This is a genomic window from Nocardia sp. CA-151230, assembly GCF_050942175.1.
Lineage (GTDB): Bacteria > Actinomycetota > Actinomycetes > Mycobacteriales > Mycobacteriaceae > Nocardia.
This window is the reverse complement of the sequence record NZ_CP192061.1, coordinates 8606798-8629972: the sequence shown is the minus strand read 5'-3', so window position 1 is coordinate 8629972 and position 23175 is coordinate 8606798. Positions and strand designations below refer to the sequence as shown.

23 protein-coding genes are annotated in these 23175 nt (G+C 67.6%); 11 read left to right on the top strand and 12 right to left on the bottom strand.

The genetic code is table 11. The features are described from left to right. The 3 genes from ACQP1O_RS40415 to ACQP1O_RS40405 all read right to left on the bottom strand — a co-directional run bounded on the left by ACQP1O_RS40415 (nucleotide 1) and on the right by ACQP1O_RS40405 (nucleotide 2537). Entirely contained in the window at nucleotides 1-1026 is a 1026-nt protein-coding gene (locus tag ACQP1O_RS40415) for an XdhC family protein (protein ID WP_433563525.1), read from the bottom strand. Between the two features lie 13 nt (nucleotides 1027-1039). Next, nucleotides 1040-1885, bottom strand: coding sequence for a nucleotidyltransferase family protein (locus ACQP1O_RS40410; RefSeq protein ID WP_433563524.1), 846 nt, complete (start codon nucleotides 1883-1885; stop codon nucleotides 1040-1042). Nucleotides 1886-2060: 175 nt separating this feature from the next. Next, nucleotides 2061-2537, bottom strand: coding sequence for a DUF1772 domain-containing protein (locus ACQP1O_RS40405; protein WP_433563523.1), 477 nt, complete (start codon nucleotides 2535-2537; stop codon nucleotides 2061-2063). 529 nt (nucleotides 2538-3066) lie between these two features. On the opposite strand from ACQP1O_RS40405, the gene aceA reads away from it, so the two are divergent. The 7 genes from aceA (at nucleotide 3067) to ACQP1O_RS40370 (ending at nucleotide 9926) form a co-directional block, all read left to right on the top strand. Then, nucleotides 3067-4356 carry an isocitrate lyase gene (gene aceA, locus ACQP1O_RS40400; protein ID WP_433563522.1) on the top strand — a complete coding sequence of 430 codons (1290 nt, stop codon included), beginning with the start codon at nucleotides 3067-3069 and terminating at the stop codon, nucleotides 4354-4356. Between the two features lie 395 nt (nucleotides 4357-4751). Further along, complete coding sequence (locus tag ACQP1O_RS40395) at nucleotides 4752-5624, top strand: 3-hydroxybutyryl-CoA dehydrogenase (RefSeq protein ID WP_354847064.1); 873 nt, start codon at nucleotides 4752-4754, stop codon at nucleotides 5622-5624. Nucleotides 5625-5796: 172 nt separating this feature from the next. Further along, on the top strand, nucleotides 5797-8112 hold the full coding sequence (gene metE, locus ACQP1O_RS40390; RefSeq protein WP_433563521.1) for a 5-methyltetrahydropteroyltriglutamate--homocysteine S-methyltransferase: 2316 nt from the start codon (nucleotides 5797-5799) through the stop codon (nucleotides 8110-8112). A gap of 183 nt (nucleotides 8113-8295) precedes the next feature. After that, nucleotides 8296-8421, top strand: coding sequence for a hypothetical protein (locus ACQP1O_RS40385; RefSeq protein WP_364620331.1), 126 nt, complete (start codon nucleotides 8296-8298; stop codon nucleotides 8419-8421). Nucleotides 8422-8464: 43 nt separating this feature from the next. Beyond that, nucleotides 8465-9169, top strand: a complete 705-nt coding sequence (locus ACQP1O_RS40380) for a helix-turn-helix transcriptional regulator (RefSeq protein WP_433563520.1) — start codon at nucleotides 8465-8467, stop codon at nucleotides 9167-9169. A 108-nt stretch (nucleotides 9170-9277) separates the two neighbouring features. Next, nucleotides 9278-9658 (top strand): VOC family protein, encoded by a 381-nt coding sequence (locus ACQP1O_RS40375; protein WP_433563519.1) that lies wholly within the window; start codon nucleotides 9278-9280, stop codon nucleotides 9656-9658. 76 nt (nucleotides 9659-9734) lie between these two features. After that, nucleotides 9735-9926 carry an antitoxin gene (locus ACQP1O_RS40370; protein WP_433563518.1) on the top strand — a complete coding sequence of 64 codons (192 nt, stop codon included), beginning with the start codon at nucleotides 9735-9737 and terminating at the stop codon, nucleotides 9924-9926. Between the two features lie 56 nt (nucleotides 9927-9982). Here ACQP1O_RS40370 and ACQP1O_RS40365 read toward each other — a convergent pair whose 3' ends face one another. After that, nucleotides 9983-11035: an NAD(P)-dependent alcohol dehydrogenase gene (locus tag ACQP1O_RS40365; RefSeq protein ID WP_433563517.1), complete on the bottom strand. Its 1053-nt coding sequence runs from the start codon at nucleotides 11033-11035 to the stop codon at nucleotides 9983-9985. A gap of 106 nt (nucleotides 11036-11141) precedes the next feature. On the opposite strand from ACQP1O_RS40365, the gene ACQP1O_RS40360 reads away from it, so the two are divergent. After that, the gene (locus ACQP1O_RS40360; protein ID WP_433563516.1) at nucleotides 11142-11879 is read left to right on the top strand and encodes a ZIP family metal transporter; all 738 of its coding nucleotides are present in this window, start codon (nucleotides 11142-11144) and stop codon (nucleotides 11877-11879) included. Nucleotides 11880-11943: 64 nt separating this feature from the next. Next, nucleotides 11944-13092 (top strand): S1C family serine protease, encoded by a 1149-nt coding sequence (locus ACQP1O_RS40355; protein ID WP_433563515.1) that lies wholly within the window; start codon nucleotides 11944-11946, stop codon nucleotides 13090-13092. On the opposite strand, the gene ACQP1O_RS40350 is transcribed toward ACQP1O_RS40355, so the two are convergent. From ACQP1O_RS40350 to ACQP1O_RS40330, 5 genes are all read right to left on the bottom strand, one after another. Then, entirely contained in the window at nucleotides 13089-13655 is a 567-nt protein-coding gene (locus tag ACQP1O_RS40350; RefSeq protein WP_433567959.1) for a vitamin K epoxide reductase family protein, read from the bottom strand. The two genes, ACQP1O_RS40355 and ACQP1O_RS40350, sit on opposite strands and share 4 nt — an antisense overlap. Continuing rightward, nucleotides 13655-14449 carry a DsbA family protein gene (locus ACQP1O_RS40345; RefSeq protein ID WP_433563514.1) on the bottom strand — a complete coding sequence of 265 codons (795 nt, stop codon included), beginning with the start codon at nucleotides 14447-14449 and terminating at the stop codon, nucleotides 13655-13657. Before ACQP1O_RS40345 ends, ACQP1O_RS40350 begins: the two co-directional genes overlap by 1 nt. Nucleotides 14450-14612: 163 nt before the next feature. Further along, nucleotides 14613-15464: a polyphosphate kinase 2 family protein gene (locus tag ACQP1O_RS40340; RefSeq protein ID WP_433563513.1), complete on the bottom strand. Its 852-nt coding sequence runs from the start codon at nucleotides 15462-15464 to the stop codon at nucleotides 14613-14615. 68 nt (nucleotides 15465-15532) lie between these two features. After that, complete coding sequence (locus ACQP1O_RS40335) at nucleotides 15533-16240, bottom strand: ESX secretion-associated protein EspG (protein WP_433563512.1); 708 nt, start codon at nucleotides 16238-16240, stop codon at nucleotides 15533-15535. 126 nt (nucleotides 16241-16366) lie between these two features. Next, nucleotides 16367-16996: a TetR/AcrR family transcriptional regulator gene (locus ACQP1O_RS40330; RefSeq protein WP_433563511.1), complete on the bottom strand. Its 630-nt coding sequence runs from the start codon at nucleotides 16994-16996 to the stop codon at nucleotides 16367-16369. A gap of 82 nt (nucleotides 16997-17078) precedes the next feature. Between ACQP1O_RS40330 and ACQP1O_RS40325 the strand changes: the two genes are divergently transcribed. Beyond that, entirely contained in the window at nucleotides 17079-18035 is a 957-nt protein-coding gene (locus ACQP1O_RS40325) for a hypothetical protein (protein ID WP_433563510.1), read from the top strand. A 13-nt stretch (nucleotides 18036-18048) separates the two neighbouring features. Here the strand turns inward: ACQP1O_RS40325 and ACQP1O_RS40320 are convergent, their stop codons facing one another. The 3 genes from ACQP1O_RS40320 to ACQP1O_RS40310 all read right to left on the bottom strand — a co-directional run bounded on the left by ACQP1O_RS40320 (nucleotide 18049) and on the right by ACQP1O_RS40310 (nucleotide 21601). Then, nucleotides 18049-19290, bottom strand: a complete 1242-nt coding sequence (locus ACQP1O_RS40320; protein ID WP_433563509.1) for a saccharopine dehydrogenase family protein — start codon at nucleotides 19288-19290, stop codon at nucleotides 18049-18051. A gap of 25 nt (nucleotides 19291-19315) precedes the next feature. Then, the gene (locus tag ACQP1O_RS40315; protein ID WP_433563508.1) at nucleotides 19316-20749 is read right to left on the bottom strand and encodes an ABC1 kinase family protein; all 1434 of its coding nucleotides are present in this window, start codon (nucleotides 20747-20749) and stop codon (nucleotides 19316-19318) included. A 111-nt stretch (nucleotides 20750-20860) separates the two neighbouring features. Continuing rightward, complete coding sequence (locus ACQP1O_RS40310; protein ID WP_379389195.1) at nucleotides 20861-21601, bottom strand: TetR/AcrR family transcriptional regulator; 741 nt, start codon at nucleotides 21599-21601, stop codon at nucleotides 20861-20863. A gap of 186 nt (nucleotides 21602-21787) precedes the next feature. Between ACQP1O_RS40310 and ACQP1O_RS40305 the strand changes: the two genes are divergently transcribed. After that, nucleotides 21788-23083, top strand: a complete 1296-nt coding sequence (locus tag ACQP1O_RS40305; RefSeq protein WP_433567958.1) for a DUF445 domain-containing protein — start codon at nucleotides 21788-21790, stop codon at nucleotides 23081-23083. The last annotated feature ends 92 nt before the right edge of the window (nucleotides 23084-23175 follow it).

Genomic DNA, 23175 nt, shown 5'->3' with positions numbered 1-23175 from the left:
TCAGCGCACCAGTTGCACGTGCCGGCGACCCGCGCCGGGGGAGGCGGACAGCGGTTCGGCGGAGGTGCCGTTGCGGACCGCCAGCAGTTCGGCGGCGATCGACACGGCGGTCTCGGCGGGGGTACGGGCACCCACGTCGAGACCGGCGGGAGAGTGCAGGCGGGACAGGGTCTCGTCGGTGAAGCCGCCCGCCTGCAGGGCCTCCAGCCGATGTGCGTGCGATGCCGGGGTGCCCAGGGCGGCCAGGTACCCCAGCTCGGGTAGTCGCAAAGCCACTGTGAGCAAAGGGATTTCGAATTTCGGGTCGTGCGAGAGCACCACCATGGCGGTGTCGGCGCCGATCTCACCGGCCGAGGCGAGGGTGTTGAGGTAGCGGTGCGGCCAGTCGACCACCACCTCGCAGCCCGGGTAGGCGGTCGAATTGGCGAAGGTGGGGCGGGCGTCCACGATGGTGATCCGGTAGCCGAGCAGCCGGGCCTGGGTGGCCAGCGCGCTCGCGAAAGCGTTGGCCCCCACCAGGATCAGGTGCGGCGGGCGGGCGAACGAGGACACGAAGACGTCGGAGTCGGGGAGCGAGACCAGCTCGGTGCCGTGCTTGCGGTCGGTGATGAGGTGCTGGCCGATCACATCCGGGTCCGAATGCCAGACGACGGTGAAGACGGTGACCTGCCGCTGGGCCGCCATATCGGCTGCCACATCGGGGAATTCGGGAAAATGCCTGCGCGAGAAGGGTTCTGTGAACACGTCCAGGGCGCCGACACAGTCCATCTGCGCATCGAGCCCGCTGCCCGGTCCGAATCGCTGCAGCCCGCGCCGTCCGGTGTGCGCCGACTCGATGGCGGCCTCGTAGGCGGCGGCCTCGGCGCAGCCCGCCGAGATCGATCCGAAGGCCCGCCCGTCGGCGTCGACGACCATGGCCGACCCGATCGGTACGGGCGTAGCGCCTTGTGTCCGAACCAGAGTGGCCAGCCCCCCGGTGCGCCCGCTGTGCCAAATTCGAAGAAGGTCGTCGACGATTTCCCGCATCACATGCTCCCGATCACAGTGCGCTGTCCGCCGGATAATCCCGATCGATCCCCGTTGCGAGGTCATCGCACGTGACGCACACCATATCCGCTCGTTGCCGTAAATAAGTGCCCGCCCCCGAATTTCCCTCTGCGCTCGCGCACACCCCCGCCCAGTGCGCCCGCCCCAGCACCACCGGATGCCCGGGCGTGGTCCCGAAGAACGCCCGCGCCAACCGGCTCTGGCTGGTCCGCGCCACCGCGATCACCCGCTCGACCACCGCAGGTCCGACGTCCGGCGTATCCACCGGCATGATCGCGACCAATTCCGCGGGCGCTGCGCGGTGATTCCGCGGCGTCGCCGTGGAGCTTCCGGTGCGGGAATTCCTCGAATCGGAATTCCGCTCGGCAGTGTTCCCGGTGCCGAAAGTCCGCGCGGCAAGGGTGTCATCCATGCCCGGAACTGCGGATTCATCGGGAATTCCGGTCTGCTCCAAGGCCTCCCGGGTGCTGAGGCCCGGTGCCGCGGCCGCTGCCAGACCCGCGCGCGTGGAGGCGCTCAGGCCGAGGTCCCAGTCCGCCGCCCAGACCGGGTGGACTCCCTCGGGCAGGGCGATGCCCGAGGTTTGCGATACCTGCCACTCGCCGTCCGGCGCGCGGTGGGCGGGCCCGGTCGCCCCCAGCACCACGAAGATTCGCGCGCATCCACCGTCCCGCAGCGCCGCCACCGCCCCGTGCAGCCAGCGACCGTCCTCGGCCAGCACTTTCGGCATGCCATACCGCCGACCGGCACCGGCCGCGAGCAGAATTCCATCGCAGCGTTCGGGACTCACGCGAGCAGGGTAATCCCGCCCGCGCACCTTCGCTGACCAAGCGACCATCAGGGATTTCAGGACCGGCCGGACCCCGGCAACCGGCAGCGTGCGCCGCGACAGCTACGGAGGGCGGTCAGGTCTGCCGGACCTCGAGCAGGCAGGCGTCGCCCGGCGACCGTCGCCCGGGCAACAACGAGGCCCCGCACCGAGTTTCGGTGCGGGGCTGTCGAGCGCGGGTGGTTCAGAAGAGGGCCAGGGCGGCGAGCAGGCCGGACAGAGCGATGAACTGCAGGGCCACCCGGAGGTTGATGATGCTGTCCCACCTGTCCTGCAGCGCACGGGCATCGGCGGGGATGACGCCGGACTGGGCGGCGGCCTTCTGCGCGGTGTTCACCGGCTTGGCCACCTTCGCGTAGAAGGCCAGCCAGGCGACCAGGGCGACCAGCGCGACGGCGGCGGCGACGGCCGCGCCGGTGTGGCCGGAGACCGCGGCGACGATCAGGGTGAGGGCAGCGGTGACAACGCCGCCCGCGCCGAAGATCGGCATGCGCTTGTCGCCGTAGTAGTGGCCCCAGCCGGCGTTGACGGTGACGGAGGCGTCGTCGAGGCGGCGGTAGACGGATCGCATGATCAGGGCGGCGCACCAGTCGGTGCCGTAGACGACGGCATTGGCGAGGACTGCGAGGGCGGCGAGGAACTGGCCGGTCAGGACGAGCATGGGGGCCTCTTTCGGCAGTGATCTAGCGGTGCTAGGAACTGAAGCAACAATAACAACGCGAAGCTATTTTGTCTAGCAGTGCTAGATCTCAAGTTCTTCAGTCGACCGAATGGTCCGATCCGGGCGCCCCGGTGGCCCGCCTCACAGCTATCGAGATCGCAATGACCTGTGAAGGTGCTCACATCTCGACGGCGGTCGGCGCGTCGTGTACCGGTGGTCCCCGTCACGCAAACAGTACGGGCGTTATGCAAAACCGCACGTCAGCGCTACCGGCAAGTAGATTTCACCGCTGCTATTCGCAAGCAAATTTTGCAGGGTTAGCAAAATGCTGGTGAAAGCTAGCGGGGATTCACACTTGCAACAGGTAGACGCATATTTTTTCCTGTGCCATCGTGTGGAAGTACACCTCGCGGGCCTAGCAAGTCTGCAAATTGCTGCTCCAGCAGTGGTCGAACATCCTCGCTCCCGGATCCGGTGCTTGGTTCGATCCGCGGGGCTACCGAGACCGAACGAAGAAGTGGAGTCAGAGATGTCGAAGGTCGGCACCCCGAAGACCGCTGCGGAACTCCAGCAGGATTGGGACACCAACCCCCGCTGGAAGGGCGTCACCCGCAACTACACCGCCGATCAGGTCGTGAAGCTGCAGGGCACCGTCGTCGAGGAGCACACCCTCGCCCGCCGCGGTGCCGAGATCCTCTGGGATCTCGTCAACAACGAGGACTACATCAACTCCCTGGGCGCCCTCACCGGTAACCAGGCTGTGCAGCAGGTCCGCGCGGGCCTGAAGGCCATCTACCTGTCGGGTTGGCAGGTTGCCGGTGACGCGAACCTGTCCGGCCACACCTACCCGGACCAGTCGCTGTACCCGGCCAACTCGGTTCCGGCCGTCGTCCGCCGCATCAACAACGCGCTGCTGCGCGCCGACGAGATCGCCAAGGTCGAGGGTGACACCTCGGTCGCCAACTGGCTGGCCCCGATCGTCGCCGACGCCGAGGCCGGCTTCGGTGGCGCGCTGAACGCCTACGAGCTGCAGAAGGCCATGATCGCCTCCGGCGCGGCCGGCGTGCACTGGGAGGACCAGCTGGCCTCCGAGAAGAAGTGTGGCCACCTGGGCGGCAAGGTGCTGATCCCCACCCAGCAGCACATCCGCACCCTGACCTCCGCGCGTCTGGCCGCCGACGTCGCCGACGTGCCGTCGGTGATCATCGCCCGCACCGACGCCGAGGCCGCCACCCTCATCACCTCCGATGTGGACGAGCGCGACCGTGAGTTCCTGGACGGCACCCGTACCGCCGAGGGCTTCTTCGGCACCAAGAACGGCATCGAGCCCTGCATCGCGCGTGCCAAGGCCTACGCCCCCTACGCCGACCTCATCTGGATGGAGACCGGCGTGCCGGACCTCGAGGTCGCGCGCAAGTTCGCCGAGGCCGTCCGCGGCGAGTTCCCGGACCAGCTGCTGGCCTACAACTGCTCGCCGTCCTTCAACTGGAAGGCGCACCTGGACGACGCGACCATCGCGAAGTTCCAGCGTGAGCTCGGCGCCATGGGCTTCAAGTTCCAGTTCATCACCCTGGCCGGCTTCCACTCGCTGAACTACGGCATGTTCGACCTGGCCCACGGCTACGCCCGCGAGGGCATGACCGCCTTCGTCGACCTGCAGGAGCGCGAGTTCAAGGCCGCCGCCGAGCGTGGCTTCACCGCCGTCAAGCACCAGCGTGAGGTCGGCGCCGGCTACTTCGACACCATCGCCACCACGGTCGACCCCAACACCTCGACCGCGGCGCTGAAGGGTTCCACCGAAGAGGGCCAGTTCCACTGAGCCACAACAGGTTCTGAGGACCTGTACCCGGGGCGGTAGTCGCATCACAACCTCCGCCGCCCCGGGAACCTCGAAGCCGCCGGGAGAGATGGCAAGCCTCTCCCGGCGGTGTTCACCCGCCCTTCCCGTCGACAGCCCCGGCGGGGAGGGCATTTCCCTATATTTCTTCTGAGACCTTAAGAAGGCGCAGGGTCGAATTCAGTCCGACGCCTTCACCCACAGCTACGACGGCCGACTGGCGGCGTTCGGTACCGGACAACTGATTTCGTAACGGTAGGGGTAACTCACCGGGTACGACCGAAATCGGTTCGGCACTTGACGCAGGCACGGATGCAGAAGTGGCAACGGCACTCAGCCGCCCGCAAAAGTTGCGGGGAGGCGGAACGGAGCGGGACGTGAGCAGCGAAAAGATTCAGCGCGTCGGCATCATCGGCGCCGGACAGATGGGCGCGGGTATCGCCGAGGTCTGCGCGCGGGCGCACGTCGACGTGCTCGTGTTCGAGCAGACCCGGGAACTCGCCGCCGCCGGCCGGGCCCGCATTCTGCGGTCGCTGGACCGCGGGGTGTCCAGCGGCAAGATCACCGAGCGCGAGCGGGAGCAGGCCGCCTGGCGGCTGCGCTTCACCTCCGACCTCGGCGACTTCGCCGACCGTCAGCTGGTCGTCGAGGCCGTCGTGGAGAACGAGGACGTGAAGACCGCCATCTTCGCCGAACTCGACAAGGTCGTCACCGATCCGAACGCGGTGCTGGCCTCCAACACCTCCTCCATTCCGATCATGAAGATCGCAGTGGCGACCAACAACCCGGAGCGGGTGGTCGGCATGCACTTCTTCAACCCGGTGCCGGTGCTGCCGCTCGTCGAGCTGGTCACCACCCTCAAGACCACCGAGACCGTCACCAAGCGCGCCGAGCAGTTCGCCGCCGACATCCTGGGCAAGCAGGTCGTGCGCTCCGCCGACCGCTCCGGCTTCGTGGTGAACGCGCTGCTGGTGCCCTACCTGCTCTCCGCAATCCGCATGGTCGAATCCGGTTTCGCCACCAAGGAAGACGTCGACAAGGCCATGGTGCTGGGCTGTGCCCACCCGATGGGCCCGCTGGCGCTCACCGATCTGGTCGGCCTCGACACCGTGAAGTCCATCGCGGACTCCATGTACGCCGAGTTCAAGGAGCCGCTGTACTCCGCGCCGCCGCTGCTCATGCGGATGGTCGAGGCGGGCCTGCTGGGCAAGAAGGCCGGTGCGGGCTTCTACCAGTACAACCGCGCGTGATCTGAGCCTTTCCATGGCGTTTCGATGCGCTCACGCGGGTGGTCGCGTGAGCGCATCGTGTTTTTTCACCCAAGGTGCGCGCCGCCGGGCATGTGGCGGCGTCCACCGCAACCGGGCATAAGCTGCAACCAGGTCGTTCGGGACCGGCAGCTCGGAAGGAGTGTCCGTTCAGATGGTCAACGTCACCGACGGGTTCGGATCCAGCATCCTGGGATACCCGCGGATCGGTCCGCATCGGGAACTCAAGCGCGCGCTCGAGTCCTATTGGCACGGCACGCTGTCGCGCGACGAGCTGCTGGCCGTCGGGCGCGAGATTCAGGAGAGCCAGTACCTGGAGCTGGCCGCCACCGGGTTGACGCAGGTCCCCGGCAACACCTTCTCCTTCTACGACCACATTCTCGACAACGCACTGCTGTTCGGTGCGGTCCCCCAGCGGTTCGAGCCCTTCCGAGAAGGCTTGGACCCGCTGGACTTCTACTTCCTGATGGCTCGTGGGCGGCCGGATCTGCCGCCGCTGGAGCTGGTGAAACTGCTGAACACGCCGTACCACTACCGGCAGCCGGAACTCGAGCCCGACACCGAATTCTCTCTGCACCCCGAGGCGCTGCTGGACGAGTTCGATCGCGCCAAGGCGGCCGGCATCGAGCTGCGGCCGGTGATCCTCGGACCGCTGTCGCTGCTGCTGCTGTCCAAGACCGGCCACGTTCCCGGCGAGACCGAATTCGACAAGCTGGTGCTGCTGGACAAGCTGCTGCCGGTGTACGAGGAACTGTTCGAGATCCTCGCCAAGCGCGGCGCCACCTGCGTGCAGCTGGACGAGCCCTGTTTCACCAGCGACCGTTCGCCGTCCACGATGGAGCTGTTCGAGAAGACCTATCAGCAGCTGTCCAAGGCCCCGCTGCGCCCGCGCATGCTGGTCACCGGGCAGTACGGCGATTTCGGTGAGGCCATCGAAATCCTGTGCCGCACTTCGGTGGAGGCCATCGGTCTCGACCTGGCCAGCTATCGGGTCGTGCCGGAGGAACTGGCCAAGATCCCCGGCATCAGGCGCAAGCGGCTCTACGCCGGTGTCATCAGCGGCACCAATGTGTGGCGTGCCGACCGGTTCGTGACGCTGGAATACCTGAACGCCCTCGCTCAGGTCTGCCCCGACATGGTGGTCTCCACCGGCGCCACGCTGCTGCACGTGCCCTACGACGTGCTCGTCGAATACGAGCTCGAGGGTCCCGTCGCCGACCGCCTCGCCTTCGCCAAACAGAAGGTGCTGGAAGTGGTTTCGCTGGCCAAGGCGCTCACCGAGGGCCCCTCGGAGAAGTGGCGCCGGAAGCCGACCTCGGTGCACTTCAAGCAGAAGCACGCGGTGCGCCAGCGCGTCTACGCCATCACCCCGCAGATGCGGGTGCGCGAGCCCTACGAGACGCGAAAGGTCGCGCAGCAGGCCAAGCTTCGGCTGCCGGTGGTGCCCGCCACCACGCTGGGCTCGTTCCCGCAGACCGAGACGGCCCGGCAGGCGCGCCACGACCTCGGTCAGGGCCGGCTGTCCTACGAGGAGTATCGCAAGCGCATCGAAGCCGAGATCGAGTCCACCATCCGGCTGCAGGAGGACATCGGCCTCGACGTGCTGGTGCACGGCGAGCATGAGCGCAACGACATGATCCAGTACTTCGCGGAGCTGCTGGACGGCTTCGCCACCACCCATTTCGGCTGGGTGCAGGTGTACGGATCCCGGTGCGTGCGGCCGCCGATCGTGTACGGCGACGTGTCGCGCCCCGAACCGATGTCGGTGTCGTGGACCGCGTACGCCCAGTCCCTCACCGACAAGCCGGTCAAGGGCATGGTCACCGGCCCGGTCACCATGCTGGCCCGCTCCTTCGTGCGCCAGGATCAGCCGCTCTACGAGACCGCCGACCAGGTGGCGCTGGCCATCCGCGACGAGGTGGTGGACCTGGAGAAGGCGGGCATCGTCATCATCCAGGTGGACGAGCCGTCCATCCGCGAGCTGCTCCCGCTGCGCAAGAAGGGCCAGGCCGAATACCTGCGCTGGGCCGTCGGCGCGTTCAAGCTGGCCACCTCCGGCGTCGCTCCGGAGACCCAGATCCACACGCACATCGGCTATTCCAGCCGCGGTGACGTGGTGGCGGCCATCGAGGAACTCGACGCGGACGTCACCGCCATCGTCGCCACCCGCTCCATCGAGTGGGTGCTGGAGGCGCTGAAGGAGGACTGCGCCGAAGGCCGCGGTCTCACCCACGGCGTCGGACCGGGTGTGTACGAGTCCCGTTCCGCCCGGATCCCGGACATCGACGAGCTGGACGAATTGCTCACCGCCGCAGCGGAAGCCGTCACCCCGGAACGCCTGTGGGCCAACCCGGACGGCGGCCTGAAGACCCGCCACCACTGGCAGCTCGACCCGTCCCTCCGCAATATGGTCGCCGCGGCACGCCGCGTCCGCCGCCGCGCGGAGGCCGCCGCGGGCGAAACCGCCTGAGGCGGTAGCGAAGCCGCCCGGCACGGAAGCGCTCACCCAACGGCGCCAGCGGCGACACGCAGACGCACGGAATCCCGGTCCGATCCTCCGATCGGACCGGGATTCCGTGCGTCCGGCGTCACGAATCGGTCATGAACCGATGATTAGCGTGCGGGACACAGGTTTTCGAGAAAGGCAGTGGGCATGGATCCGACGGGTAAGAGCGATCAGCCGGTGGACGATCCCGAGACCGAGAAGCAGTACAACGACACCTACAACCAGAAGGGGGATCAGGTGCCGCCGGATCCGCCCTGGAAGTCGGGGCGCTGAGCGCCGACCCGGGATTGTCGGTGGGTGCCGCTACGGTGTGGGCGTGAACCGCACGGATCGGCTCTACGCGATTGTCGAGGAGTTGCGGGCGGTGTCCCCGCGTCTGCGGACCGCACGGGAATTGGCCGCGCGGCACGGGGTGAGCGTGCGCACCGTCGAGCGGGACATCAGCGCGCTGCAGCAGTCGGGGGTTCCCATCTACGCCGATGTGGGGCGGCGGGGTGGGTACGCGCTGGAGAAGAGCATGTCACTGCCGCCGCTGAACTTCACCGCGGCCGAGGCGGTGGCGCTGGCGGTCGCCGTGGCCCGCGCCGATGGTGGGCCCTTCGCGGCGGCCGGCCGCAGTGCCCTGCGCAAGATCCTGGCCGCCATGTCCCAGCAGAATGCCGATGCGGCACGGCAATTGGCGTTGCGGGTGCGACTCCTGGAGTCGCCGGAGGCCGTCGCGCCGATGCCGATCCCGGCGGAGGTGGAGCAGGCGGTGGTGGCGCGGCGGGTGCTGCGCATCGAATATCTGGATGGCTCGGGGGTGCTCAGCCAGCGCGAGGTGGAGCCGGTGGCGCTGCTGCACGGGACCAATGGCTGGTATCTGCTGGCCTGGTGCCGGCTGCGCGACGAACCGCGCAACTTCCGGCTCGACCGGATGAAGGGCATCGAGCTGACGGAGTGGATCGGGCCGGAGCGGACCATCGACATGTGCCGCCCGGACGAGCCGGTGCACGAGGTGCGGATGATCTCGCTCGGCTAGGCCGGCGAACACCGGCAAAAAATCGCGAAACACCGACAGGGGGTTGTCGCCGGGCCCGGAGATCGTGGTGGGGCAAGGAAATCCACCATGACTCTTCGGGAGACAGAGATGACCACTCCGCCCTTCAACACCGTCGCCTGGTTCCAGGTCGGCAGCAATGAGCCCGAACAGGTGAAGGCCTTCTACCGGGAACTGTTCGGCTGGAACTTCGCTCCGGACCCGGACGAAGACGGCAAGTACGACATCGTCACCTATCCGGGTAACGAGATGCCCGCGGGCGGTATCGCGCATCAGGACGACGCTTCCGGCAACCACGCCATCTTCTACGTGCTGGTCCAGGACGTGCCCGCGGTACTGGCCGCGGCCGAGAAGGAAGGCGGCAAGGTCTTCCTGCAGCCCGTCACCGCCAAGAACGGCCTGGTCTTCGCCGAGCTGCTCGACACCTCGGGCAACCGCTTCGGCGTCTTCAGCCCGCCGCCCGCGAACTGAGCCCCGCCGCTCCCGCCGCGCCGCGGAGATAGCCTGTCACGGAGGTTGATTCGAGACAGGAGTGTGGATCGTGGGCATGTTCGACCAGTTGAAGGACGCGGCGGGTAAGGCGGCGGAGCTGGCGGGCCAGCACGCAGACAAGCTGGAGCCGCTGATCGACAAGGCCGGCGATCTGGTGGACCAGCAGACCGACGGCAAGTTCGCCGGTGCGGTGGACAAGGTGCAGGACGCTGCCAAGCAGGCTCTGCGCGATCAGTCGGGACACTAAGCGGCACAGGGTGTTTTGCGCCGGCCGGGCGGCCGGCGCGAAACACGCCCGCGGGCTCACATGGTGGCGGCGTCGATGACGAAGCGGTAGCGCACGTCGGAGGCGATCACCCGCTCGTAGGCCTCGTCGATGCGGTCGGCGGCGATCACCTCGATCTCCGCGCCGATGCCGTGCTCGGCGCAGAAGTCCAGCATCTCCTGGGTCTGCGGAATGCCGCCGATCATCGAGCCGGACAGCGAACGGCGGAGGCCCGCCAGCGCGGAAGCGCGCACGCTGTAAGGCTGCTCGGGCAGGCCGAGCGCCACCAGGCTGCCGTCCAGCCGCAGCAGTTTGAGGTAGTCCTCGATCGGCAGGTCGGCGGAGACGGTGTTGATGATGAGGTCGAAGGATCCGCGCAGCTTCTTGAAGGTGTCGCGATCACCGGTGGCGTAGTAATGGTGCGCCCCGAACCGCAGGCCGTCCTCCTGCTTGGACAGCGAGTGGCTGAGGACGGTGACCTCCGCGCCCATGGCCGCGGCGATCTTCACGCCGATGTGCCCCAGCCCGCCCATACCGATGATGGCGACCCGCTTGCCCGGCCCGGCGTGCCAGTGCCGCAGCGGTGAGAACAGGGTGATGCCCGCGCACAGTAGCGGCGCGGCCACATCCAGCCCGATGCCCTCCGGAATGGCCAGCACGAAACCCTCGGTCACCACGATCTGCGTGGCGTAGCCGCCGAGGGTGCGCCCGCCCGCCTGCTGTTCGGCGGGCACCGGGCTGTTGTAGGTCCAGACCGCCCCGTTCTCGCAGTACTGCTGTTCGCCGGCCAGACACGGGTCGCAGTGCCCGCAGGAGTCGACCAGGCAGCCCACCCCGACCCGATCGCCGACCCGATGCCGGGTCACGTCGGAGCCGACCGCGGCCACGATGCCGGCGATCTCGTGCCCGGGGACGCACGGGTAGGCGGTTCCGCGCCACTCGTTGCGGGCGGTGTGGATGTCGGAGTGGCAGATGCCGGCGTACTTGACGTCGATCAGCACGTCGTATGGGCCCAGTTCGCGGCGCTCGATGGCGATCTTCTCGAAAGCCGCGTCCGGGGCGGAGACCGCGTAGGCGGTAGCAGTGCTCATGAGGTCATGCCTACCGCCGCATGCCCGAAATGAACAACCGATCGTTCGATTTCTCACCCGCGGCGCGGCGTGGCAATCGGACTGCCAACGGCGTCATGCTGGCGGAGTGGCCATTCTGCTCTCCCTGCTCTCCATGTGCGCAACCCTGATCGGCGGGCTGCTGGCGGTGCACATCGGTGATCGCAAGCGGCTGGTGCTCGGGCTGGCCGCGGGGGTCATGCTGGGCGTGGTGGCCTTCGACCTGATGCCCGACGCGCTGGAGCAGAACAGCCGCATCGCGCTCGGCGTGCCGGTGCCGCTGCTGGCCGCGGTGGTCGGTTTCTTCACCGTGCACGTGATCGAGCGCTCGATGGCCCTGCACACCGGCTACGAGGACGAATTCGTCGCGCACCGGCACAATCACGACTTCTCCTCGCTGGGCCTGCTCGCGGGCGCGGGCCTGGTGTTCCACTCCACCCTCGACGGCCTCAGCATCGGCTTCGGTTTCCAGGCCGGCGCGGCGGTCGGCGTGGCGGTGGCCATCGCGGTCATCTGCCACGACTTCGCCGACGGATTCAACACTTTCACCCTGACCACGCTGTACGGCAATGCCCGCACACGCGGTTTGATCATGCTGGGACTGGATGCCATCGCCCCGGTGGTCGGCGCGATCATCGGCACGCTGGTGCGGGTGCCCGCCGAACTGGTCGGCCTGTATCTCGGCTATTTCGCGGGCTTCCTGCTCTATCTCGCCACGGCCGATATCCTGCCCGAGGCACATGCGGGCAAACCCGCCCGGGGACCGCTGCTGTGCACACTGGCCGGGGTGCTGGCCATGTTGGCTGTTGCGGCACTGAGCCATTGAAATACTGGTACACCAATAGACAGACATGCTCGAGCCTGCGGGCGAACCGCAATCGGGAGGGTCCGTGGACAGCGACACGCACGGGGTTCATCCGGCGGGCGGCGCTACCGGCCCCTACTCGGCCCGGGGCCGTCGGCCCGGCCGGGGCAGGCGCATCCTGGCACTGGTCGTCGCCGCCGTTCTCGGCATCACCGGATTCCTCGGTTACCGCGGCGAACTGCCGCGCTGGCCGTTCCGTGACGACGCCACCACCGCCGAGCTGGCCGGCCCGTCGCTGCCGCCGCTGGACGTCGATCTGGTCTCGCGGGTGGCCGAACCGGCGCTGGTGAACATCACCGCCGGTATCCGCCCCTACGGACTGGGCGCTGCCGGCTCGGGCATCGTGCTGACCGCCGAGGGCGAGGTGCTCACCAGCCATCACGTCATCAAAGGCGCTGACACCGTGACGGTTTCGGATGTCGGAACCGGCGCGACCTACACCGCCACCGTCGCGGGCTACGACTCCGGCGCCGATATCGCTGTGCTGGATCTGAACGGCGCCGGCGGGCTCCCGGTCGCCCATATCGGCAACTCCGCCCCACTGCACCTGGGCGACGCCGTGCTGGCCATCGGCAATGCGGGCGGCACCGGCTCGCCGACCGCGGTGGGCGGGCCCATCACCAATCTGGATTCGGCCATCGTGGCCCGCAATGCCGCCGACCTGTCGCGGAAATCGCTGCACGGCATGATCGAGGTCGCGGCCGCGGTGGCCGCCGGGCAGTCCGGCGGCGCGCTGGTGGACCGCTACGGCTCGGTCATCGGCGTCGTCACCGCCGCCTCGGGCGACATGCAGAAGGCAATGGGCAAGGGCCCCAACGGTTATGCCGTGCCCATCGACACCGCCATGAACGTGGTCCGCCAGATCCGTTCCGGCACACCGACCGACACCGTGCACATCGGCCCCACCGCCACCCTGGGCATCCTCACCTCCGACGCGCAGCCGGCCGGGGCGCGCATCGACGTGTCCATCTACGGACTGCCCGCCTACGAGGCCGGACTCACCGACGGCGAGGTCATCACCGCCCTCGACGACCGCGCCATCACCAGCTCACAAATGCTGAAAGCCGCACTCAACGCCCATAGACCGGACGATGTGGTGCGGCTCGAGGTCAGCGACCCGAACGGCGGACACCGGACGGTGAACGTGACGCTCACCGTCGGCCCGCCCAACTAGAACTTGCTGTTCCAGTACGACTGGAACTGGAGGTACACGATCAGGATGACCACCGCATAGAAGACGGCGACCAGCGTCCACCGCCACTCCACCAGGATCTGCAGCAGTCCCCGCGAGCGTCCCCACAGCACATTGGTCACGATGGCCAGCAGCGCCGGCGTCACCACCCACACCACCATGCACCACGGGCACAGCGCGTGAATCTTGAACACCGCGTCCCACACCAGGTAGCAGATGGACGCCACGCCGAGCAGCAGGCCGAACCACATGGCGCCGAAGAACCAGCGCGGCAGGGCGATTCCGCACACCAGCAGCACGCCGATGGTCACGAAGACCGAGAACCCCACCACGCCGATGATCGGATTGGGGAATCCGAACATCGACGCGGTCGGCGATTCCATGACCGTCGAGCACGAGAGGGTCTGATCGATGGAGCAGATCGGCTTGTAGCCGGGCTCGGTCAGCGACTTGAACTTCTCCACCAGCAGCGTCACCGACGCCGCCCAGCCGATCAACGCAGCCAGCAGCAGCGGCCAGGCCGAGCGGGGACCTGCCGCGATCATCACTTGCTCGCGTTCTCGATCGCCGAGGTCATGCCGCCCGGGCTCATGAGCGTCTTGGCGTCCTGCACCTGGCTGCCGTTCACGTACACGGTCGGGGTGGACTGCAGCCCGGTGGCGAAGACCGCCTTGGTCGCGTCCTTCACGAACTGGATGTACTTGCCGTCCCGAATGTCCTGCGCCACCTGCGGATCGGTGTATCCGGCGTCGGCCGCGATCTGGATGAGCTGGTCATCGGTCATGCCGTTGCCGTTCTCCGGCGGCTGCTTGCCGAACATGGTGCCCAGCCAGGCCTGGAACTTCGACGGGTCCGCGCTGGCGACCACATAGGCGGCATTGGCCGCGCGGGTCGAGTACTGATTGCCGTTGGAGGCCCGGTCCAGGAAGGAGATGATGTTGTAATCGATAGTGGCGGAACCGTTCTGGACCGCCTTGGCCAGCACGTCGGAGTTGTAACCCTCGAACATCTTGCAGGCCGGGCACTGCAGGTCGGCGACGATCTGGATCTTCGCCTTGGCGTCCGGATTGCCGATGCGGATGGCGCCACCGGGGGTGACGTTCGGCGGAATCGCGCCCGTGCTCGGATCGTGGGTGACGGCCGGGGCGAACGAGGCCGACGACGCGGCCGTCGTGCCCTTGTTGTCGTCGTGCTTGCGGATCGCCAGACCGATGCCGATGGCCGCCACCAGACCGACCAGGACTGCGGCCACGCCGACCTGGATGAAGATCTTGCGGTTCCGGTCGGCCCGCGCCGCTTTCGCGAGCGGATTGTTACGGTCACCCGGTTTAGTGCTCACCTCTGCGCTCACCACGCCTTCCGTTGTCACGACACGTGCGCGCCCATCTTCACCCGAGAACCTGAGAGAAAGCTGCATGTGCGCGTGCCGAGTCGCGCCCGGCGCGCTGCGGCAAGCGATTTTCCGTGGTCAACGGCGAGAATTCACCCGGCAGGGGTGTGAATCACCCCCGGATGAGACGTTTTTTCTGTTCGGCGACATCGAAGAGCGCGGGCGGCCAGTCCAGCTTCAGGCCCTGCAGGGCGTCGATGAGCAGTTCGGTGACGGCCAGCCGCGCGTACCACTTGGCATCGCAGGGCAGCACGTACCAGGGCGCGTAGTCGGTATTGGTGCGATCCAGAACCGCCTGGTACGCCTCCTGGTACTGCGGCCAGTACGCGCGCTCGTCGATGTCGCCCGGGTTGAACTTCCAGTACTTGTCGGGCCGGTCCAGTCGCTGCATGAGCCGCTTCTTCTGTTCGTCCAGCGAGACGAACATGGCCACCTTCACCACGGTCGTCCCGTCGTCCACCAGCTTGCGCTCGAACTTGTTGATCTCGTCGTAGCGCTTGCCCCACACCTCCGGCGCGACCAGTTCGTGCACCCGCACCACCAGCACGTCCTCATAGTGCGAGCGGTCGAACACGCCGAGTTGCCCGCCACGCGGCAGCTTCTTGCGGATGCGCCACAGATAGTGGTGTTTCTGTTCCTCCGGCGTCGGCACGCCGAAGGCCGCGTGGTCCACGCCCTGCGGGTCCACCGAACCGATCACGTGCCGGACGATGCCGCCCTTGCCCGCGGTGTCCATACCCTGCAGCACCAGCAGCACGCTGCGGGTGTCACCGGAACGGCCGTTGGCATACAGCTTTTCCTGCAGATCCGACAACACGGCGCGGCGTTCCTCGAGCAGGGCCTCGCCGGCGCGTTTGTCGCCCTTGAAACCCGGAGTCGCGGATGGGTTCAGATCGCTCACCCTGACGCCGTCGGCGCGTAGCGCCGTGGTGATTGGTTTCGTCCAGGATGTCGCCTTCGCCATTCTTCATGCCTAGCACGGGGCCCTGGTTTCTCGCAGGCAACCGCGCCGAACCCGTCCGGTGCCCGCACTTACACCCGGGCCAGTTGCACCAGCTGCGCGGCCAATTCCTCATCGGTGACCGGGGTCAGGGTGAGGTCGGCGGCCGTGGTCAGCAGATAGCGGCCGTCGCCGGAGAAGTCCAGCCAGGTGCGATGCCGGGTCGGCGGCGACAGCGGATTCGCCGGTTCGACCGTGACGGTGATGAATCCGCGCCCGTCCACCGGTTCCCGCAGTTTGCGGCGGAAGTGGTCGGCTTTCGCGCCGGTGCCGTCGGCGTCGGGATACAGCACCGCCTGCTGAGGTTCGCGCAGCGGCTCCAGTCGTCCCGGCGGCGCCGACCCGATGACCTCCACCAGTTCCCGCCCCAATTGCTCGGCGGGACAGAGCGATACCGTCACCGCGTCCGGCAGCGAGACCAGAATGCCTACCCGCTGCTGTGCCACCGCCGCGAAGGCGAGAATGCGCCGGGCCTCCGGGCCGGCGGTGCGCTCGCCGTACAGGGTGACGGTGGTGGTGTCCGTGCGGGCGCACAGGGCCAGTGCCGCGGCCAGGTCGGGATCGGTGCGGCGCAGGAAGCGCGCCGGCGCTCCGCCCGAGGTGATCGGCCCGAATTGCGCTGCGCCGTCGAGATTTTCGGGCACCGATGGAGTCGTGTCGAGCGGATAGGGACGGCGTTCCAGATCGGTTTCGCGGGTCCAGATCATCGCGAACTCGTCCGGGGTCAGGATCCATTTCACGTGGCCGACCCCCCTTTCTTGGGTACCACCTCCGTCCCGTCCGCGACCCTACCGGAGAGATTCTGCGGGTGCTGGCTGTCACCGGCACGCGCAATCTGTGACCTACCGCACTCATTCGGCGGGTTGCTATCGCCGGGTGGCGTAATCGGCGAGTCCTGCTACCACCGTGTCGAATCCGTCGGCCGCCGCTCGGATCACGGTGGCGCGCACCGTCTCCGGGTCCGCGCCCGCCAGCGTGGCCCGGCGGATCTCCGCGTGCAGCGCGCGATCCAGGCCGGCGAGGGCGGCCGCGACGAGCCGTGCGGTGGGGTCGTCGGGGCTGGTGCCGGTGGCCTCGGCGAGTGCCTCGGCCAGCGCGGTCTCGGTCTGCTCGCCGAGCCGGCGCAATCGGGCCTGCAGGGCAGGACTGTCGTCGATCAGGCGCCAGAAGGTGGTGGCGCCGGGGGAGAGGCCGAGGGTGGGATCGTCGCGCCGCACCCGGTCGAGGAAGGCGCGCCGCACGGCCGCGGCCGCCGACTCGCCCGGTGCGCGGTCGCGCACCGCGGTGGCGAGCCGGTTCGCGACCTCGTCCTGACGGTCGAAGAACAGGTCCTCCTTGGTCGGGAAGTAGTTGAACGCCGTGTTGACCGAGACGTTCGCGGCGCGCGCTACCTCGGCGACCGTCACCTTGTCGAAGCCCTTCTCCACGAACAACGCCATGGCGGCGTCGGCCAGTGCGGTCCGGGTGGCGCGCTTCTTCTCCTCGCGCAGTGCCAACGACCTCTCCTTCCTGTCGCAGAGCAGTATAGGTGTGACACTAAAATTGGTGTGACACCAAAATTTGAGATACGGTCGGACCATGACGCTCAGATTCGGCATCTATGCCGGCGGACTCGCCGGCGATCAGTTCGGCAATGTCACGCCCGGCCCACCGGAACGGGCCGACCGCATCACGGCGGCCCTGGACGAACTGCATGGTGAGCATCCGTTCGTGGTGCGCGGCTACGTCCTCTACAGCGACGCGCGCGGCGGGTTCCAGCAGGCCCCGCCGCAGCCCTGGCAGTACGCCACGGCGCACCGGAAACTCGATCTGGTGGTGTGCTTCCACGAACCCGGCGACGACCTCACCGGCTGGCTCGCGTTTCTGCGCAAGCAGATTCGCGACTACGGACCGGTGCTCTGCTCACTGCAGATCGCGGAGGAGCCCAACCATGCCGGACCCGGTGGCAACGGCAGCTACCCGCAGGTCCGGCAGGCCATCATCGAGGGGGTGCGCGCCGCCCGCGCGGAGGTCGACCGGCTCGGGCTCGCGGTCCGCATCGGCTGCAACTCGACACCGATCTTCGATCCGGCACAGGAGTTCTGGACCGATCTGGGCCGTCGGGGCGGGCGCGAATTCGCCGCCGCGCTCGACTATGTGGGCCTGGATTTCTTCCCCGACGTCTTCCGCCCGATCGCCGCCGAGAGCCTGGAATCCGCCATCACCGCGGTGGTGACCGCCTTCCGCCGCGAAAGCCTCGCCGCCGCCGGCATTCCGGCCACCACCCCCATCCACATCACCGAAAACGGCTGGGCCACCGGGCCGGACCGGTCCTACGCGCGGCAGGCCGAGATGCTCGGGACCGTGGTGCGTCTCGTCGACGGTCTGGCGGGCGAGCTCAACATCACCACCTACGAGCACTTCGGCCTGCGCGACTCCTACAGCGATCAGGGCGATATGAACCTCGAATTCGGGCTCCTGCGTTCGGATTACACGCCGAAGCCCGCCTTCGATCGTTACCGCGAGCTCATCGCGGAATACAGCACTCCGGCGTGATCGCGGCGGTGCGTCAGACGGGCGCGACCTCGATGGTGATGCCCGCCGCGCGCAGCCGCTCGGTCAGTGCGTCACCCATGGCCGAGGCCGGGGTGAGAATGCCCGCCAGCTCCGGCAGGCTGTCGAAGGCCAGGCACAGGCCGGACTGGCCCAGCATGACCGAGGTGGCCTGATAGCCCGGGTCACCCTTGCCGGCGAAGGTGCACTCGTACTTCGCGCCCGAGGTGGTGTGCGCGAAGGTGCGCATGGTGAACCAGCCGCTGCGCCGGGCCTGCTCGCTCGGCCCGGTGCCCGGCTTGGGCACGATGCGGTCGATCAGCTTGCGGCCCACGGCCACTCGCGAGAGCACCGCGCCCGCCGCCATGGTGGCCACGATTCCGCCCGCGATGCCGGCGGCGACCAGCGGCGCGGTGGCCGAGGAGCCCGCGCTCATGACCTCCCGGTAGCGGAAGTTCTTGCCGTACGGCCAGCCCAGCAGGCCATTGGAGCGGCGCACGATCTTGGTGTTGTGCGCGCCCATGACGAAGGTCGCCACCCAGCCGTCCAGGCTCGGATCGATGGCCGAGGCCCGCGAGAGCGCCTGATCGCTCTGGCGCCCGACATCGGGCTCCATGGCCTTGTCGGGGCTCAGCGAATACGGGTGCGACATCACCGACGCCTTGCTCGGATCCTCCGCGATGGCCTCCATCATGGCCCGCCCGGAATCGATGGTGCCGCCGCTGGCCCCACCCTTGAGCCAGGCCACCAGGGTGACGTCGGTGAGCTCGCCGGCATTGTCCGCGACACTGCGCTTGTACAGCTGATACACGCTCAGATCCGACGGAATCGAGTCGTAGCCACAGGAATTCACGATCTTCGCGCCGGTCTCGGCGGCCCGCTCGCCGAAGCGGTCGATGCACTCCCGGATGAACAGCGGCTCACCGGTGAGATCGGCGTAGTGCGTACCGTTCTCGGCGCACGCCTGCACCAGCGGCAATCCGTAGCGCAGGTACGGGCCCACGGTGGTGACCACCACCCTGGTGCGCGCCGCCAGCGCGTCCAGGCTGGCCTGATCGGTCGAATCCGCCTGCACCAGTGGCCATTCCGCTGCCGCCGCCCCGAGCTCCGTGCGCACGGCGGCCAGCTTCTCCGGCGACCGCCCCGCCAGCGCGATGCGCGCACCGGCCAGCGCCGCCTCGGCGAGATACTGCGCGGTCAACTTGCCTACGAAGCCGGTCGCCCCGAATAGGACGATGTCGAATTCCCTGTTGCCCATGGCTCTCTTTCCCGTCGGTGAGGTTTCACGCCTTGGCGGCGCGTTTACGGGTCTTCTTGGTCGGCCCCCCGGTGGTCGGCGTCGGAGCCGGGCGGCTCGCCAGCCAGTTGTGATGGGCGCGGCCGAGTTCGGTGACCGGCGCATCCCCGTAGAGCCACTCCCGCGCGATGCGATGCCAATTGCCGGTGGCCTCCAGCTGCCCCAGCATGCCGAAGGTGAGGAAGTCGGCCCGCCGGGAGAACAGATGCTCGGGCGGCAGATTCTGCTGCTTCATCCCGGTGAACTCGCTGGCCCGCGGATCCACCGCCAGTACGAAAGCGCCGGAGGCCAATTCGGGGGTGATGGTGAGATCCTCGTCCACCAGCGCCCATTCGCAGGCCGCCAGCACGTATTCCAGGCACTCCTCGGGCGTGATCTCCTCCGGCGAATCGATGACCCCGCGCTCGACCATGAGATCGCGCAGATCCTCGGCCCGCTCCTCGGCCGCCGCGCGAATACAGATGGCCTCGAACTGCACGTGCTCGGGATCCATCCGGTTGAAGAGCCCGAAGTCCAGGAACGCCACCCGGCCGTCCGGGCCCAGCAGCAGATTGCCCGGATGCGGGTCGCCGCAGAACTCGTTGAAGGTGAACAGCGAGCCCACGTAGAAGCGGTAGATGATCTCGCCGATCCGATTGCGTTCCGCCGCGGGCAGTTCCCGGATCTCGTCGAAGCCGCGGCCCGGGAAGTACTCGCTCACCAGCACGCGGGTAGTGGACAGTTCCGGGTAGGTGGTCGGCACCACGATGAACGGGTGCCCGGTGAACAATTCCGAAATCTGTTTCTGGGTAGTGGCTTCCGCGACGTAGTCGAGTTCGCTCTCCAGATTCAGGCGCAGTTCGTCCAGCACGGCCGGGGTCACCCACGGCATGGCCGACTGCAGGATGCGCCGGAACATGGCCAGGTTCTTCAGATCCGCGCGCACCGCGACGTCGATGCCCGGGTACTGCACCTTCACCGCGACCTCGCGCCCGTCGTGCAGCGTCGCCTTGTAGACCTGCCCGATCGAGGCCGCGGCCACGGGCTCCGGACCGAATTCGGCGAAAACGGCTTCCAGTGACTGCCCGAAGTCCTCCTCGATGACCGCTCGCATCACCTCGAACGACACCGTGGGCGCGCTGTCGCGCAGCACCGCCAGCCGGCGCTGGAACCGCTCCCGATGCTCCGGCGGCACCAGATCCAGGTCCAGCACGGACAGCATCTGACCGAGCTTCATGGCCACGCCCTTCATGGTGCCCAGCACCATGACCATCTGCTCGGTGGCCCGGATCATGGACTCCTCGGCCATCCGCGCCCGTACGGCCTCGGAACGGCCGCGCATGGATCGACGAGTCTTCTGGGCGCGCAAGGCATTACCGGCGACGGCAATTCCCAGCTTCGTCCCCCGCGCAAGCCTGGATGTGGGCAGCTCTTTCGCCATCAGTGACCCTCCATGGGAGCCAACACCCCCGTTGGTGCCGACACGGCGGATGCCCCGTGGTGTGGTCCGCCGGGTTCAGCCTAACCACACTGCGAACTCGAGTGCTAGCCGTCAGCTAGCACTGTTTTCGCGGTTTTCCGGGTCCGGCAGCACATGCGGGCGAGCGTTGAAGTAGTGCCGGTCGCCGCCCGCGCGGACCATGCCCTCGATAGCGCTCCACGCCATCATCGTGAGGTAGTCGAGCATTTCCTCGCTGGACATGGTGCGGTTGGAGATCCACCAGTCGGTGGCCAGCTGCACGCCACCGACCAGCACGTAGGACCACAGCATCGCGCCTTCGGTCTGGATGCCGCGGTCGAAGGACTTGTCGATGATGACCGCCGAGACCACCTGCGCGAAGAGCTTCTCGAAATCGGCGAGGGTGGAGGTGTCGGTGGCCGAGCCGTTGCCCATGATGAACCGGTAGACATCGGTATCCGAGTCGACCGTGTGCACGTAGGCCGCCAAGGTATTGCGGACCAGCTGATACTCGTCGAGGTCGTCGCTGATGGCCTCGTAGATGCGCGGCATCAGCGTGGTCTCGATGAACCGCTCCATGGTGGCGCGGGTCAGGTCCTGCTTGTCCGAGAAATAGCGGTAGAGAACGGTTTTCGAGACCCCGATCTCGGCGGCGATCTCATCCATGCCGGCATCGCCGCCGCGCTTGCGGATGGCGGCGAGGGTGCCGTCCACCAGCTCCTCGCGCCGGTCGATCTTGTGCTGTTGCCAGCGGCGTTTGCGGCCGTCGACACGACCACCGCGTGGACCGGTGGCCGCCTCCACTGCGGCACTCACGCTGCCTTTGGTGGTCACGCTGCGTTGGCTCCTTGTTCGCGTCCTGGGCCTGGGCCTATTCAGCTTAAGCCTCCCATGCTGTGGATCGTCGCCGATCGGGAAGGGCCCGGTGGCGGGGGGTTCATCACACCACGCGCCAGAATGGACGATATGGAGAAACCTGCCGGCGGTGCCGGGGTACTCGACACGACCGAGCCGACGCCGATGAAGACCACACCCAACGGCGGCGGAGCGTTCGCCGATCTCCTGGACGAAGAGGGCAAGAAGCGCGAACTGTGGCGCATGAAGGCCATTGCCACCGGCTTTCTCGCCGCGGCCACGATCATCTACATCGTCTGCGCCTGGATCAGTTCGCGCGGCGCGGGCGGTGAGTGGGTCGGCTATGTGAAGGCCGCCTCCGAGGCCGGCATGGTCGGTGCGCTGGCCGACTGGTTCGCCGTCACCGCACTGTTCCGGCATCCGCTGGGCCTGCCGATTCCGCACACCGCGATCATCCGCAAGAAGAAGGATCAGGTGGGCGCCGGACTCGGCGAATTCGTCCGCACCAATTTCCTGTCGCCGGATGCCGTCGCCGTCAAGGTGAATTCCGCGCAGATTTCGTTCCGGCTGGGCCGCTGGATGGCCGAACCGGGGCACGCGGAACGCATCTCCGACGAGAGCGCGACCATACTGCGCGCGGTCATCGGTGTGCTGCGCGACGAGGATGTCGAGCAGATCATCGACAACACCATCGTCAAGCGCATCGCCGAGCCGCTGTGGGGTCCGCCCATCGGCAAGGTGCTCAACGAGCTGATCGCGGACAACCGGCAGGCTCCGCTGCTGGACCTGCTGGCCGAGCGTGCGCACCAGTGGGCGCTGGACTCGCAGGAGACGCTGGACCGCATCGTGAATCGGGACGCGCCGTCCTGGGCCCCGAAATTCGTGAATTCGTTGCTGGCCGAGCGCATTTATCGAGAGCTGGTGGAATTCACCTGGAAGGTGCGCACCCAGCCCGATCACGAGGTACGGCTGGCGGCGAATCGCTTCCTCGAGGATTTCGCCCACGATCTGCAATTCGACGACGCCATGATCGAAAAGGCGGAAAAGATCAAGACCGAGCTCATGGGCCGGCGCGAGGTCACCGGGATGGCGCAGGCCACCTGGCGGGCGGCCAAGCGCATGATCCTGGAGTCGGCCGACGATCCGAATTCCACGCTCCGCCGCAAGGTGGCCGACAATGTGCAGCAGCTGGGCGAGCGGCTCTCGACCGACGCCGCCATGCGCGACCAGGTGGACGGCTGGCTGGAGCGCGGCGTCCGGTACCTGGTCACGAACTACGGCGCCGAGTTCGCGTCGCTGGTCAGCGACACCGTTGCCCGCTGGGACGCGGAGGAGGCCAGTCGCAAGATCGAATTGGCGGCGGGCAAGGATCTGCAATTCATTCGCATCAACGGCACGGTGATCGGTTCGCTGGCGGGCCTGGTCATCTATGCCATCTCGCATTTGCTGTTCAATGGCTGAACATTTGACCAATAAGCGCTGCGGGCGGAGCGCCGGCTGTTTGCCGCGTGCCATTGGTGAACGGCGCTAGCAGAGCGCTTGCAAGAGTTAGC

Coding starts and splice junctions, on each gene's coding strand:
- ACQP1O_RS40415 (WP_433563525.1), bottom strand. CDS start 1,026: ATGCGGGAAATCGTCGACGACCTTCTTCGAATTTGGCACAGCGGGCGC.
- ACQP1O_RS40410 (WP_433563524.1), bottom strand. CDS start 1,885: ATGGTCGCTTGGTCAGCGAAGGTGCGCGGGCGGGATTACCCTGCTCGC.
- ACQP1O_RS40405 (WP_433563523.1), bottom strand. CDS start 2,537: ATGCTCGTCCTGACCGGCCAGTTCCTCGCCGCCCTCGCAGTCCTCGCC.
- aceA (WP_433563522.1), top strand. CDS start 3,067: ATGTCGAAGGTCGGCACCCCGAAGACCGCTGCGGAACTCCAGCAGGAT.
- metE (WP_433563521.1), top strand. CDS start 5,797: ATGGTCAACGTCACCGACGGGTTCGGATCCAGCATCCTGGGATACCCG.
- ACQP1O_RS40385 (WP_364620331.1), top strand. CDS start 8,296: ATGGATCCGACGGGTAAGAGCGATCAGCCGGTGGACGATCCCGAGACC.
- ACQP1O_RS40375 (WP_433563519.1), top strand. CDS start 9,278: ATGACCACTCCGCCCTTCAACACCGTCGCCTGGTTCCAGGTCGGCAGC.
- ACQP1O_RS40370 (WP_433563518.1), top strand. CDS start 9,735: ATGTTCGACCAGTTGAAGGACGCGGCGGGTAAGGCGGCGGAGCTGGCG.
- ACQP1O_RS40365 (WP_433563517.1), bottom strand. CDS start 11,035: ATGAGCACTGCTACCGCCTACGCGGTCTCCGCCCCGGACGCGGCTTTC.
- ACQP1O_RS40350 (WP_433567959.1), bottom strand. CDS start 13,655: ATGATCGCGGCAGGTCCCCGCTCGGCCTGGCCGCTGCTGCTGGCTGCG.
- ACQP1O_RS40340 (WP_433563513.1), bottom strand. CDS start 15,464: ATGGCGAAGGCGACATCCTGGACGAAACCAATCACCACGGCGCTACGC.
- ACQP1O_RS40325 (WP_433563510.1), top strand. CDS start 17,079: ATGACGCTCAGATTCGGCATCTATGCCGGCGGACTCGCCGGCGATCAG.
- ACQP1O_RS40320 (WP_433563509.1), bottom strand. CDS start 19,290: ATGGGCAACAGGGAATTCGACATCGTCCTATTCGGGGCGACCGGCTTC.
- ACQP1O_RS40315 (WP_433563508.1), bottom strand. CDS start 20,749: ATGGCGAAAGAGCTGCCCACATCCAGGCTTGCGCGGGGGACGAAGCTG.
- ACQP1O_RS40305 (WP_433567958.1), top strand. CDS start 21,788: ATGAAGACCACACCCAACGGCGGCGGAGCGTTCGCCGATCTCCTGGAC.